This window comes from Algoriphagus iocasae, assembly GCF_014206875.1.
Lineage (GTDB): Bacteria > Bacteroidota > Bacteroidia > Cytophagales > Cyclobacteriaceae > Algoriphagus > Algoriphagus iocasae.
Window position 1 is genome coordinate 1,321,268 of sequence record NZ_JACIJO010000003.1, and the last position, 14,381, is coordinate 1,335,648.

Below are 14,381 nucleotides of genomic sequence, written 5' to 3' on the forward strand. Positions count from 1 at the left end.
CATAAAAACCAATAAATAGCACTGAATAGACACCATTTATTTCTTCTGGAAATCAGATTACAATCCGATTTTTTTCTTGATAGCTCTTAATTTTTTTAAAGGATGGTTTCGAATGAATCGACGAAGCAACCATGGCGAAAACCTATTTAGCCAAAGGGTGACTCCTTCCATTCCTCCTACATAAAATTCCTCTTTTTGTTTTGAAATAGCTCTGATCATTTCCCTTACGGCTTTTTCAGTAGGGTAGGCTTTTTTAAATGCTGTTTCTACTTTTCCATAATTTTCTCCTTGCCCCATGACTGCATGGGCGGTAATTTCAGTCTGAATTATCCCTGGAATAAGTATAGAAATGGAAATTCCTGAATCCATCAATTCACTTCGTAAAGATTCGAAAAATCCATGCAATGCATGTTTTGGAGCAGAATAGGCCGCTAATTTTGGAACACCATATTTTCCGGAAAGGCTACTGACTACCACCAATTGCCCGGATTTTTGGGATATGAAACGAGGCAATAGGCTTTTTGTCAAAACCACAGCTCCAAAATAATTGATGTTCATCAGCTTTTGATCTGTCTCGATTGAGGTGTTGATAGCGAAATCTCTAACAGCCATTCCTGCATTATTGATGAGAATATCAATCCTTCCATAAAAACTCAAGGCTTCTTTGGCTTTACCCGGAAGTTCAGAAAGGTTCTCCAAGTCAATAGGTAAAACTTTGGCTGAACCGGGATTTCTAGGAAGTTGAGAGTTTACTCGCTTTAGTTTCCCTTCATTTCTAGCTGAAATAATGAGCTTTGCTCCAAAATCTGAGAATTGATAACACATTTCCTCACCGATACCTGAAGATGCTCCAGTGATCCAGATGACTTTTCCTTGAAAATGTGATTTTAAACTCATAAAAAGTTAATTGATAAAGTATTGTATATCAATTTACTAAAATCCTGACATTGTCAATTTCCCGGAAAACTCAACAAATAAAAAATGCTCGCAGAATGAATCTACGAGCATTTATTTATCTAATAATTCCGCTTAGGAAGACAGCTAAGCACTACTGTTTTTGACTAATTACTGTTGACTGCTTTCGCTTCTTTCACCAATTCCTCATTTCCATCTTCCAATCCAGAGGCTATAAAAGCATCTATTTCAGCGTTTCTTTCTTGACCTTTTTTCAATAATACTCCTAAAGCAATCATCACTCCAATACGAGTTCCAACTTTCTTAGCAGCAGTGTTGAATAATGGCTCTAATTCTTCATAAGTAACTTCTTCCGCCAATTTCGCTATATCAGCTCTTGCCGCTGCCAACTTATCTCCAGATAGATTAGTATACTTCTTAGCTATCTTTTGGATTTCATTCAAAGCAGATCTTTGTCCTTGAGCTTGTCCACCTCCTTGATTTGCTGGCTTACTTGGCTGATTTTGTGGAGTAGGAGCAGGTTGTTGCTTGGCCCAAGAATCACGTAAACCAACCGTCTTATTAAACACCAAACTATCAGCAGTTGAATCCTTATCCAAGGTAAAATACCCTAATCTTTGGAACTGGAACTTATCATCCAAAGTCGCATCTTTCAGGAAAGGCTCCAGGTATGCTTCTTTGATTACTTTGAGGGAATCAGGGTTCACAAATTCCATAAAGTTCTTGTCCTCATGGCTGTCTGGAGCCTCATCTAGGAACAAACGGTCGTATTCACGAACTTCCGCTTTAATCGCATGCTGAATAGAAACCCAATGCAAAGTTCCTTTTACCTTTCTGGTGCTTGCTTCGGTTCCGCTTCCAGACCTTGAATCTAAGTCAGCTGTACAATGAATCTCCAGAATATTGCCTTCAGCATCTTTCACAACTGACTCACCTTTAATGATATAAGCGCTTTTTAGACGAACTTCATTTCCTAAAGTCAATCTGAAAAACTTGCTTCCAGCTTCTTCTTTGAAATCTTCTCTTTCTATAAATAACTCACCGCTAAATGGTAAATCGTGCGTTCCGGAATTCGGATCTTCGGGATTGTTTTCAGCAGATAGAATTTCTGTTTTTCCAGCCGGATAATTGGTGATTACCAACTTAACAGGATCTAAAACGGCCATCACTCTGGTAGCTGTTTTGTTCAGATCCTCACGGATACAATATTCCAATAAGGAAACATCAGTCACAGAATCACGCTTAGAAATTCCAGAGAGATCAGAGAATTTGCGGATAGATTCAGGCGTATAACCTCTTCTTCTCAAACCAGAAATAGTTGGCATTCTTGGATCATCCCAGCCTGTCACAGTTTTGCTGGTTACTAATTCCAGCAACTTCCTCTTACTCATGACTGTATAAGAAAGGTTTCTTCTGGCAAATTCCCTTTGCTTTGGTCTCAATAATGCAGGATCATAAATCTGATCCAAGAACCAATCATAAAGCTCTCTGTGCATTTTAAATTCCAGCGTACAAAGGGAATGAGAAACCTGTTCGATGTAATCAGATTCTCCATGAGCCCAATCGTACATAGGATAAATACACCACTCTGTACCTGTTCGATGATGCGCCTTTCTAACAATCCTATATAAAAGTGGATCACGCATCAACATATTTGGAGAAGCCATATCGATTTTGGCACGGAGGACATAACTTCCCTGCTCAAATTCACCGGCTTTCATCCTTTCAAATAAATCAAGGTTCTCTTCGACTGATCGATCTCGATATGGTCCAGCAACTCCCGGAGTAGTAGGAGTGCCCTTTTGCTCAGCCATTGCCTCAGCAGATTGCTGATCTACATAGGCTTTTCCTTCTTTGATCAACTGGACAGCCCAATCGTACATCTGCTGGAAATAATCAGAAGAATAACATTCCTGAGCCCATTTAAAGCCAAGCCATTGTATGTCGCGCTTGATTGCATCTACATATTCCTGCTCTTCCTTGCTTGGGTTCGTGTCATCAAAGCGCAGGTTGACAGGGGCGTTATGTTGCAAACCCAAGCCAAAATTCAGGCAAATAGATGCTGCGTGACCAATATGTAAATAACCATTTGGCTCGGGAGGAAATCTGAACCGGAGTTTTTTCGGGTCAAAACCTGCCGCCAAATCGTCTGCTATTATTTGTTCGATAAAATTAAGAGATGCGGATTCTTCAGTCATAGATCAAAATTGAAAATCAAAATTAAGGCAAATGGGTGTATTTGCAACGGGAAATTGAAATCGAATTGGAATCTAGCAGTTAGTCTTAAATAAAATGGATGCATTTTTTAGATTTTATTTGATTTCAAAACATCGTCTAAGTCAATGAAATCCTACCCAACCTGCTTTATAATACTGATTATCAATCGCCTATTGCAGTAAATAATTAATCCCCTTATCTTTTAGCAATACAAGCCAAGCAACCACCAAACACCATGAAAAATCTACTTTTTGTTTTCTCCTTTTTGGCCCTATTCGTCTATTGTAAGCCAAAGCCCACAGTGCTTGACGATGAAGCGCTTTTGTCCTATGCCAAATCTGCTGATAAAGACCTCATCGAAAGACATATTGCCGTTTTGGCCAATGACAGTTTAAGAGGAAGGCTACCGGGAACACCAGAATATGATATTGCGATGAAATACATTGTCGACCAATATCAATCTATGGGAATTACTCCTTTAGGAAATCAAGAAAGAAGCAGTTATTTCCAGACTTTGACCATCCGAAACTCCCTCATTGACGAAGGGAATTCTTTTTTATTGGCAGGAAATAACGACACATTGATTGCAGGAACAGACTACTTTTATTTAGGAAATGCGAGTGAACCAGAAGTAGAATTTGAAGGCGAATTGGTTTTTGGTGGATTTGGAATTGATGCTTCTGACTTTGGATTTAACGATTTCGAAGATTTGAATGTCAAAGGCAAAATCGTAGTTCTTTTCAACGGAGGCCCTGAGGTGTTAAAAGCGACTGAAAGAGCCCATTTTAGCAGTTTAGACACCAAAGTAAAAACCTTAAGCGAAAAGGGTGCATTAGGAGTGTTTTTTACCACGTTTCCAGGTGGAAGAGGTAACTTTAATAGTTCATATGATCGAATCTCTAAGGATGGTGTAAACAGTGTTATGCTAAGTCCCGGAAAGTATTCGGGTAGATCGAGTTTTGGGGATTTGAAATTCGGGGGATATTTAGATTGGAATTTTATTAATAGAATAACCCAAAATGAAGCTGATTCTTTAGTCGCTCAATACAATCGGGGAGAGGGGCTACATCCCAAAACCAAGATCATTCTAAAAGGGAAAGTTGTTTCTCTTTCCACTGATTTTGAAAGTGCCAATGTAGTCGGCCTATTGGAAGGATCTGATTTAAAAAATGAATACGTCATCCACACAGCTCATTTAGATCATATTGGTGTGGGAAAGCCAATAAATGGAGACTCTATTTATAACGGTGCTCACGACAATGCTTCAGGCATCAGTGCTATGTTGGAAATTGCCAGACTATACAGTAAGCTAAAATCCAAACCCAAACGATCTGTAATTTTCGCAGCAGTAACAGCAGAAGAAATGGGATTGCTGGGATCTACCTATTTGGCAGAAAATCCAGTCGTGCCAGCAGCAAGCATTATTGCCAATGTCAACACAGATATGCCTACTTGGGTAGGTCCATTGGTTTCTATCGAGCCTTTAGGAGCTGAACAAAGCAGCATCATGGGTGTAGTCGAAAAAAGTGCAAAGTTGCTAAACTTGATTATAGACGAAGACCACCTGCCAGAAGAAGTCCGGTTCGTTAGAAGTGATAATTACAGTTTTGTCAAAGTAGGTATTCCTGCTTTGCGGATGAAAACAGGAATAAAATCCATTGATTCGGATACTGGGCTCGATTCTGCCATCACACATATGATGACAGAAATCTACCATAAGCCTTCAGACGAATTAGGAGATAGCTTTGATTTTGATGGTGCCAAAACCTATGTAGAACTCCAGTTTATGAACAGTTATCTGATCAATAATGAATTGGAAAGACCGACTTGGAATAAATACTCCTTTTTCAAAAATTTTGAGAGAAAACCTTCTAGCACTGAATAACGGCCATACTCCTTTAAATAAAGAAGGTGGAATGTTCAACTAAATATCTTAAGCAGTTCTTAATTGAAAATTATTTATATGATTATCCGTAATCTTACCAGAATAAACTTTAGACTGCAAAAAAGAAGCCTTGAAGTTCAGGTCTAGCTTGCTCCTGTCTTCGGTCTTCTTTCTTCCGTCTCTTCAATCAAAGAATAAAAGGGTGGTGGTGCAAAAGCGGATATTCATAATTATTAATCTTCCTCTCTAAATTCCCAAGGCATGGGCTTTGTTTCTTTCCTAAGAAAAATTAGAAACATGGCCATTCTTGGAAAGCTCGTAAAAGCAGGTTTAGATATCACCGCAAAACTTCAATCTTCAGATGAGAACCCTCAAATAGAACAGGAAAACCAACTTCGTGAACTCCTAACTCAGGCAAAAGACACGGCTTTTGGGAAGTATTATGGATTTCAGGAAATGTTAAAATCTGATGACCTGATAAATGCTTTCCGAAAGGAAGTTCCCATCTTCAATTACGATCAAATGCATGCCCAGTGGTGGTCTAGGCAAGAAAGACTGGAAGATATCACTTGGCCGGGGAAACCTGATTTCTTTGCCAGAAGCAGTGGAACCACAGGTAAAAGCAGCAAAAGAATCCCGATTACCAATGATTTTTTAGCATCAATGAAATCCGTGGGAACATCGATGATCAACTCTTTACATGACTTTGATTTTCCAGAGACTTTGTTTGAATCTGAAGTTCTGATGCTGAGTAGTTCTGCCAGATTAGAAAAAAATAAACATGGTTTTGAAGAGGGAGAAATCTCTGGAATCAATGTGAGTAATTTCCCCGATTGGTACGAGATCTTCTACAGACCGGGAAAAGAGATCGCGGCCATCTCAGATTGGGATAAGCGTGTAGATGCCATTGCCGAGCAAGCTCCAGAATGGAATATCGGAGCGATTGCAGGAATTCCTTCCTGGGTTTTATTGATGCTTCAGAGGATCATTCAAAAGCACAATTTGAAACACATCCATGAGATTTGGCCCAACTTCCAAGTCTATGCTTCCGGTGGTGTGGCATTCGAAACTTATAGAGAAGATTTTGAAGCGATTTGTGGAAAACCTATCACTATTTTGGACACCTATCTGGCTTCAGAAGGATTCATTTCATATACCGGAACTGCTAATACCATGGCAATGAAATTGGCACTTCATCATGGGTACTTTTTTGAATTTATACCATTTGATAAAAGGGGTGTGGATGAAACCGGAGAACTGCTAGATGATCCTGAAGTTTTAGGAATAGGAGAAGTAGAAGTGGGACAGGAGTATGTTTTATTACTTAGTTCTTGTGCTGGTGCCTGGCGTTATGTTATCGGCGACGTGATCAGGTTTGAAAGCAAGGACCCACCACAGATAAAAATCACAGGTAGAACTAAGTTTTTTCTAAATGTTGTCGGTTCCCAATTGTCAGAAGAAAAGATGGACAAGGCTATTTTGAAACTTGCCGAATCCCATCAGGCTACCATCAACGAATACATGGTTGCAGCTATCAAAAATGAATCAGGCGATTACATTCATCAATGGGTTTTGGTAAGTGATTTAAGTCCGGAAGGACTTGCAGAAGAATTAGATCAATTACTGAAAGATGCCAATAAAAATTATAGTGTCGCTCGATCTAAAGCACTGAAAGACATACAGGTAACTGTAATTTCTAAAGATCAATACACAGATTTTTTGGGGACGACAAATAAAAAAGGAGGGCAGACCAAAACCCCTAAAGTGATGAAGGAGGAGAAGATGAAAAGCCTATTGGAATTTATATCTCAACCTTAGGCAAAACTGGAATTCGCTCATCCGGACAAAGTTCCGCACCACGAATCGACATGTAATATTTCTTGATTTGGTTTTGATAATCAGGAGATATAAAATCGTTTTCCAGAATGTATTTCTTAGCTGCGATCACATCCTTTCTAAATCCATGGCGAATAGCAATACTATCTGCTTCATGTTCTCTTTCCCGTTTAAATTTATCCGACAGCACATAACGAATTCCGTAAGTGACCATCCCGATATTTGAGTGATTTTCATAATCAACTATATGTCCAAGTTCATGGGCAAACCAACCTCTTAAAACATTATCAGGCAAGTCGGCTAAAAAGAGATTATCGGAATCCAAAACTTTTTCGGCAACATCCAATTTATAGCGTCTGTTTTTTCCAAAAATATCACTGAGTTCGATTACTGGTTGAGCCTGCATAGTAGATGAACTCAGCGTATTTTGAATCACATCAAATCCGTAGCTATGAAGCTCTTTATATTCCTGCCAAACATCCAAAAAAGCCTGTTGTATGTTGTCATGAATTCCAGGTGAAAAATTGGGTGATTCTGAAGGATAATTGGGAGTCTGTAGGGATTTAAACGTAATTCCTCCTATGACTAAAAGAATTACAAATCCCGCTAAAATTTTATGTTTCTTATGTTGCATCAGTGAATAAGATGCAAAGAGCGTTCCAAGGGATTTGGCAATAACCTTTGAGGTTTTCAAAACCTCGAAGGTTTTTATTCTAAGTAGGGTAGATATCAATAAGACAATTAAAACTTAGATTTAAAGATGTTATTTAAACAGTATAATGATCGCGCCTAAGGCGGTCAACACCAAAATCATTTTTCTAAAAAACTCCTCATTGATCCTTTTTACGATGTTTATTCCAATCAAGAATCCGACGATAATACCTGGAATCAATTTCAAATCGAGTAATAGTGTATCTGCCGTTATCGTATTCCAAACGAAAAAATGAAAGGGTAATTTGAAGACATTGATAATCAGAAATAACCATGCTGCAGTACCTATAAAGTGATTTTTAGGTAATCGCATCGCCAAAAAGTAAATATTCGATAGGGGACCGGCCAAGTTTCCCACCATGGTAGTAAAGCCTGCCAAAGTGCCAATCCCACTGGCAAAAGCCCAATGAGTAGGTACAGTTTTTACCTTTTTACGATCCCACCAAACGATAAACGCTAGGATCAGGAAGATCAGAAATACCATAAATATTTTGAAAGCTTTCTCAGGAAGATCCATCCCGACCCAACTCCCCAAAAGAATCCCCAAAATCATCCATGGAAGAAACTTCGCCACATAGCTCCATTGCGTATGTCTGTTGTAATAAATCACAGCAAACACATCTGCCACCACCAAAAGCGGTAATACAATACCGGTGGATTGCTTGGTTTCAAAAGCAATAGCCATAAAAGTGACATTGATAATGGCTATTCCTTTGATACCGGCTTTTGACATACCAATAACAAAAGCCGCCAAAAAACTTAGAATCCATGAAGCGGTGCTGATTTCTGAAATACTTGCTAAAAACATGGGTTGGGGTCAAAACAAGTCACTAAACTAGGGCTTATTCCCAAACATATAAAAATCGATTTTGAAACCTTCTTCCAAAATGTTGAGAAAAGAATAAGTTCAATAGGCAAAAGGTAACCTGAGATTTATTTGGGTCTATTTATTTTTGGTACTCTATTTTAAGAATTTTCCATACGAAATCACCTAATTTGGTTTCTACTATCGCCTCATCTCCAACAGCTTTACCAAGAAGGGATTTAGCCATGGGAGAGTCCATTGAGATATAATTTTTGTTACCAATTAACTCTTCATAACCAACAATACGAAAACGATTTTTAAGACCCTTCTTTTCGTTTTTGATTTCTACCCAAGCACCAAAATTCACTTTTCCTTCTTGGTTGGGATGATAATCAACAACTTTAAAGTCATCAATACATTTTCGCAAATAACGAAGGCGATTATCAATTTCCCGAAGACGTTTTTTGTTGTAATGGTAATCGGCATTTTCTGAACGATCTCCCAAACTTGCCGCCCATGCAACCTTAGCGGTTACGTCTGGTCGTTCCACTCGCCACAAGTGATCATGTTCATCCCTTAATTTTTGTAAGCCTTCTGGAGTAATTAATTGCGAGCGATTGAGTTTTGGTAGAGTTGATTCTGGAATTTTTCGCCTCATGGTAAATGATCTTGTTTTGAAAATTGTCGCAAGATAATATAATGAAAGAAAGGCCTCTAAAATCAATCATAAATGACTTCAAATTTATTGGCAGGAATGAACAATCTTTTAACACCTCTACCAATGGAGGAATCATATTACCGCAGTGAGGGACTATGGAAAAAAGGGCAGATAGTGGCAAATGTGTGCGTAAAATTGAACATTCTCAACTATTCATGATTTCAGAAAAATTATTCTTATTTTCGGAACATATATTTGCAGAAATCAAATGACTGAACTTGGAAGTTTTCTGGCTAGAAGGTCTATCAACAGGTCTGATGTATCCCGTAAGACAGGAATAAGTACAACAAGATTAAGCGAACTATCAAATAATGAAAAAGCCAAACTGAGAGCTGAAGAAGTTTATCTTATTGCACTGGCAATTGATGTAGATCCTTGTGAAGTGATCAAAGAGGTATGTAAAGGATTAAAATTGAGGCCATAAATTGATTTCAGAAACAATAAATATTGAAAAAAAAGCTCTCCCATTTTTAAGGTGGACTGGCTCAAAAACATGGTTAGTCAGAGATGGATTTTCGAATTTCCTTCCAAAACAATTCAATAATTATCACGAATGCTTTTTGGGTGGTGGTTCTATCTTCTTTTCTTTAACTCCATTTCATCGAAATGCTTATTTATACGATACCAATGAAGAGCTAATTGAAACTTATATCGAAGTAAGAGATAATGTTGATTTGGTAATTAGGAGCTTAAGAAAGCTAAAGAATACAAAAGAAGATTACTATAAAATTAGAAAAACAAGGTACCTGACCCCTCATACTCGTGCCGCTAAGTTCATTTACTTGAATAGGTGCTCATTCAATGGTATATATAGGGTTAACAATAAAGGAGAGTATAATGTACCCTATGGGAAAAGACCTAATGTGGATGTGGTGACCAAAGAAAATCTAATGAATGCAAGTAAGGTCCTTAAAAATGTCATTATTAAATCAATAGACTTTGAAAAAACTTTATCATACATTCAAAAAGATGATCTAGTGTTCTTAGATCCTCCATATACTGTTGCTCATGAAAACAATGGATTTATTGAATACAATCAAAAACTATTTTCGTGGGAAGATCAAGAGAGGTTAAGGGATCATATCAAAGAGATTGAAAAAAGAGGAGCTTATTACATATTAACAAATGCTTATCACAAATCAATCATAGAGCTCTATTCAGGAATTGGCAGCATGCATAAACGCGCAAGGTATAGTCAAGTTGGAGGTAGAAACAAGACAAGAGGTATGTATAATGAATTAATAATTTGTAATACAATATAGTAACATGGGAATCAGCAAGTTAAGCATAGCTATTATTAGTGATCTTCACTGTTACCATATTAGTAGTTCCAATACATTGGACTCATATTTGACCACCAATAAATCAAGATCCAATCCCAAAGATCACCCTGTTGAAGGTATTATTGATCTTATAAAAAAAGAGAATCTTTCTGTGGACTTGACTCTCTGTCCAGGAGATTTCACCAATAAATCAGACCAACAAGGGTTTATTTCTGGTTGGGATTTTTCATTGGAAATCCATGGACATTTGAAAGGAAATCAGATAATTGCCACAATAGGTAACCATGATGTTGACTCCTATGGAACTCATTCCGACTATAGCTTAGAACTTGCAAAAGGAATTAGAAAAGGTTTTCCAATAGATGATGAAGTTAGTAGAGACACTTTCTGGTCTAAAGGATGTGTTTTTATTGAAGGCAGGTCTTATAGAGTGTTAGTAATAAATAGCTCTCATTTCCACTATAACAAGGATTCAGCTGCATCTGGGAGGGTTGATGATAGTCTCGTTGATTATGTTGAAAAATATTTAGATAAAGCCTCTAATGATAAAATTAACATTGCTCTTTCACATCATCACCCAATAGATCATTCGCGCCTATCTCTTGGCGAAGAAGATAAAATAGTAAATGCAGATGCTTTGTTAGAAGTCTTAGGAAAGTTCAAATTTGACCTATTTATACATGGGCATAAGCATGATCCATTACTGCGATATCACAATTGCTCCCAAACAAATCATAAAATACCAATTCTATCCTCAGGGAGTTTCTCAGCAACCACAAATTTGAGTTGGACGAGCAAGAGAAACACATTTCATAAAATTGACTTAGTTAAGGATGGCAGTTTAAAGGCAAAAGGGAAAATTAAATCATGGACTTTCTTACCTAGAAATGGTTGGTCTGTAATATCCGATGATGGCGGTTTTCATCCATATACGGGATTTGGAAATACTGATTCATTAGAACAAATAACTAGACAAATAATAGGAACAGTGGGATCCAATCCAATCACCAAGTGGTCTGATGTAGTAACCGCGGTACCCAATGTTGAATTTTTAATGCCAAATGAAGCTGAAGATTTGATGAAATTATTGAAAGCTGAAAGTTTAATAATATCACCTAAGATATGGGAGATGCCAGAATATATAAGTAATGTGAAATCTATCGGAACATGATGCAACCAGATAATTTTTATACTACCTATAATGCTAGGCATTTAGCGCCTCAAGAAGTTGCTAAAACATTTATCTGGTCCGATAGCTATAGCAAACTTATTCAGAATAACCATTCTGTAATATTGGGAGCAAGAGGTTGTGGTAAAACAACTTTGATGAAAATGCTAACATTACCGGCACTGTATGCATGGGATTCCGAAGGAGCCAAAGATGTAAGAGAGAATATCCCATTTTACGGTATTTATATATCCACTGATATATACTGGGATGTCAAGAATCAGACCTACAGTTCTCAATTAAAGCCCTATGGAAATTTCGCAGAGCAAATCTCACATTTTTCTGTTAATAGTAACGTTTTCTCGTCCCTTTGCGATACTTTCCTAAATATCATTTCAATTGAATTAGAGGATTTTGACGAAGACAAAGAGGTCGAGTTGTGTAAAGAACTTATTAAAGCATGGAAGATACCAGCAGCAATTCCTAAATTAAGATTCATTAAGGAAGCACTTAACGAACGAATTGATGAAGTAAATCAATTAATACAGAAGGTTATTTTTAACTATGATCAAAAATCAGTAATTCAAACTCCAGATTACTTCAATTTAAATTTTGAGAGTTCAATTGAGCTTGTAATCCCAAAATTTGAAAGAATTTATGGGATTCAATCTTCCACGAAGAAAAGTTGGGCTTTATGTTTTGATGAACTTGAATTTGCTCCCATTTGGTTACAAAAAAAGCTTTTTCGATCATTAAGAAGTAGAAAACAATTCATACTTTATAAACTGAGTGCTAGTCCAATATTATCAATTGAATTAGAAAAAACATTAAAGGGCGACTATACTGCAACATCAGGGAATGACGTGCAGATGATAAAAATGTGGTCTTCTTCTGATAATGAGAGTTTTTCAAAAAGGATTATTGAATCTTTTGTAAGTGGCAATAAGGATCTTACTTCATTCTTTGGAACAAATGCGATTTACAATAAAAGTCCTGACAGCTATACGGAAGGCAGTGAGTTTTATAATGAACTAAAAAGCTTAATTGCCAAAGACGATTCATTTAAAAAATTCTTAAGTTCTAAGGGTATTGACGTAGATAATCCCATTCCTAACACTAAGGAACAAAAAGATGTACTTTTCAGGAAAATAAAACCAATTGTGTATCACAGAAATTATTTTATTGAGTCAAATCGAAATAGTAAGGTTACTCTTAGAAGTAGAAAGAAAGCAATTGATTTGTTCTCTGGAATTGAGGTTTTAGCAAAAGTTTGTGATGGTAATCCTAGGTGGCTAATAGGGATGATGAGTCTTATCATGGTGAAATCAAAAGATAGGGCAGATAAGGTTACACAGTATAACGAGATACTTAATGCTTCTAATAGGTTTAAGAATGTAATCGCCAATATACCAATAGGGAAGAGCGCGTTTACAATTACTGATTTAATTGAAAAAATTGGATCCTTTTTTAAAGAGCAAGTTCATGGTCCAGATTTTAAAATGGATCCGAAAGGTACATTCGTTGTTGATCAGAACGAACATGAGATATCGAAGGATATTCTCGAATTAATCGACAAAGGGGTTTCACAAGGAGCATTTATACTACTTGATTCTAATGATGATTCTTTTGACTTTGAGATTCGAGGTAAAAGGTTTAAGCTTTCTTACCTATTTTCAATTCTATATGATTTACCAATTCGGACTTACACTGAAATAAAGTTAAGTGAGTGTCTTTCAGGAAAAGGTCTCGATACTTCACAGATGTCAATTTTTAGATCATGAATTATGGAAATTGAGTACGGACAACAAATTGATGTAAGTCAAATTAAGGGTCTAAATATTTCGCTATTTCTTCTTGCAGGGAATCACGAGAAAAGGATTTTTACGAGCTATGAAAAATTAGCTAAGGAGAATAAAATCAATAGTACTATTGCCCTTTGCTATAAAGAGAGTTTTAAAACAGAAAAGTATGATCAAATACTTACGCAAGTCATTTCAAATGTCCAAGAAATTTATGATTTGTTAGATACTAAATTCAGTGAGATTAGTAATGCAGAAGCCATAAACATAGTTGTAGATTATTCATGCATGACCAAGTCGTGGTACTATTCAATTATTCTCTATCTATCAAAAAAAAATCTACGATTTAAATCTGTTAAAGTCTACTTTGTTTATACACCTTCGAAATTTGCTGAACCATTAGATCCTAAACCCAATACCGAAATTGCTCCCTTACCAGGCAAATATATCGTCCCAACAGATAAGCCTAAAGCATTGATTGTCTGTCTTGGGTATGAACAAAGTAAAGCAGAAGGGATTATTGAGCACTTAGACCCCAAGGAATGTTATCTGTTCTATTCTAAACCCGCATTAGATCCAAAATTTGTAGAGCGTCTAGAAGCTAACAATTCTGATATTCTTCAAAATAGAAATGTCATAAAATTCCCCTTAGATGATCTTTTGCACTTAGAAAGAGAGTTAACCTCATTATATTATTTACTGCGTAAAGAATACAGTATAGTAATTGCACCATTGGGTCCAAAACCTTTTGCTTTTATATCAATGATTATGTCAGTGAAATATCATGATATTGACATTTGGAGAGTTGGATCAGGAAGTGATATCAATGAGTATATGCGGGAACCATTAGATATAAATACATTCATTATCAGTGAAGTTATGTTTTGTGAGAAATGATTCAGTTGTCTCAATTTCGTCCAATTTCCAAACTTGATCAACTGGCTGAAAACATCATACAAATGGCATTCAACATATCTGAAGATTATCATGTGATTCAAGGTTATAATAAAAATAAAAAAGCAAATTTTCGGATACTCAACAATG

The 14,381-nt window shown here is 36.7% G+C and carries 12 protein-coding genes; 7 read left to right on the forward strand and 5 right to left on the reverse strand.

Annotated features, from left to right (window positions below; all coding sequences use genetic code 11):
- Window positions 1-57: 57 nt before the first annotated feature.
- Together FHS59_RS19820 and FHS59_RS19825 are read right to left on the reverse strand one after the other, a co-directional pair.
- Window positions 58-897, reverse strand: a complete 840-nt coding sequence (locus FHS59_RS19820) for an SDR family oxidoreductase (RefSeq protein WP_184497346.1) — start codon at window positions 895-897, stop codon at window positions 58-60.
- A gap of 164 nt (window positions 898-1,061) precedes the next feature.
- A complete protein-coding gene (locus FHS59_RS19825) occupies window positions 1,062-3,113 on the reverse strand; it encodes a glutamine--tRNA ligase/YqeY domain fusion protein (protein WP_184497348.1) in 2,052 nt (683 codons plus the stop codon).
- Between the two features lie 254 nt (window positions 3,114-3,367).
- Between FHS59_RS19825 and FHS59_RS19830 the strand changes: the two genes are divergently transcribed.
- Together FHS59_RS19830 and FHS59_RS19835 are read left to right on the forward strand one after the other, a co-directional pair.
- Window positions 3,368-5,017 carry a M28 family peptidase gene (locus FHS59_RS19830; RefSeq protein WP_184497350.1) on the forward strand — a complete coding sequence of 550 codons (1,650 nt, stop codon included), beginning with the start codon at window positions 3,368-3,370 and terminating at the stop codon, window positions 5,015-5,017.
- Window positions 5,018-5,278: 261 nt separating this feature from the next.
- Complete coding sequence (locus tag FHS59_RS19835) at window positions 5,279-6,835, forward strand: GH3 family domain-containing protein (RefSeq protein ID WP_246388520.1); 1,557 nt, start codon at window positions 5,279-5,281, stop codon at window positions 6,833-6,835.
- Here the strand turns inward: FHS59_RS19835 and FHS59_RS19840 are convergent.
- The 3 genes from FHS59_RS19840 to greB all read right to left on the reverse strand — a co-directional run bounded on the left by FHS59_RS19840 (window position 6,819) and on the right by greB (window position 9,027).
- Window positions 6,819-7,547: a hypothetical protein gene (locus FHS59_RS19840; RefSeq protein WP_246388521.1), complete on the reverse strand. Its 729-nt coding sequence runs from the start codon at window positions 7,545-7,547 to the stop codon at window positions 6,819-6,821. The genes FHS59_RS19835 and FHS59_RS19840 overlap by 17 nt on opposite strands.
- Window positions 7,548-7,616: 69 nt before the next feature.
- Complete coding sequence (locus tag FHS59_RS19845) at window positions 7,617-8,372, reverse strand: sulfite exporter TauE/SafE family protein (protein ID WP_184497351.1); 756 nt, start codon at window positions 8,370-8,372, stop codon at window positions 7,617-7,619.
- A gap of 139 nt (window positions 8,373-8,511) precedes the next feature.
- Window positions 8,512-9,027, reverse strand: a complete 516-nt coding sequence (greB, locus tag FHS59_RS19850) for a transcription elongation factor GreB (RefSeq protein WP_184497353.1) — start codon at window positions 9,025-9,027, stop codon at window positions 8,512-8,514.
- Between the two features lie 268 nt (window positions 9,028-9,295).
- Here greB and FHS59_RS19855 point away from each other — a divergent pair, with 268 nt between their 5' ends.
- The 5 genes from FHS59_RS19855 to FHS59_RS19875 are packed head-to-tail and all read left to right on the forward strand — an operon-like array spanning window position 9,296 to window position 14,234.
- On the forward strand, window positions 9,296-9,511 hold the full coding sequence (locus FHS59_RS19855) for a helix-turn-helix domain-containing protein (protein ID WP_184497355.1): 216 nt from the start codon (window positions 9,296-9,298) through the stop codon (window positions 9,509-9,511).
- Window position 9,512: 1 nt separating this feature from the next.
- Window positions 9,513-10,349, forward strand: coding sequence for a DNA adenine methylase (locus tag FHS59_RS19860; protein WP_221444544.1), 837 nt, complete (start codon window positions 9,513-9,515; stop codon window positions 10,347-10,349).
- A 4-nt stretch (window positions 10,350-10,353) separates the two neighbouring features.
- A complete protein-coding gene (locus FHS59_RS19865) occupies window positions 10,354-11,541 on the forward strand; it encodes a metallophosphoesterase family protein (RefSeq protein WP_184497357.1) in 1,188 nt (395 codons plus the stop codon).
- Window positions 11,538-13,319, forward strand: coding sequence for an ORC-CDC6 family AAA ATPase (locus FHS59_RS19870; RefSeq protein ID WP_184497359.1), 1,782 nt, complete (start codon window positions 11,538-11,540; stop codon window positions 13,317-13,319). Before FHS59_RS19865 ends, FHS59_RS19870 begins: the two co-directional genes overlap by 4 nt.
- A 3-nt stretch (window positions 13,320-13,322) precedes the next feature.
- Window positions 13,323-14,234 carry a hypothetical protein gene (locus FHS59_RS19875; protein WP_184497361.1) on the forward strand — a complete coding sequence of 304 codons (912 nt, stop codon included), beginning with the start codon at window positions 13,323-13,325 and terminating at the stop codon, window positions 14,232-14,234.
- The last annotated feature ends 147 nt before the right edge of the window (window positions 14,235-14,381 follow it).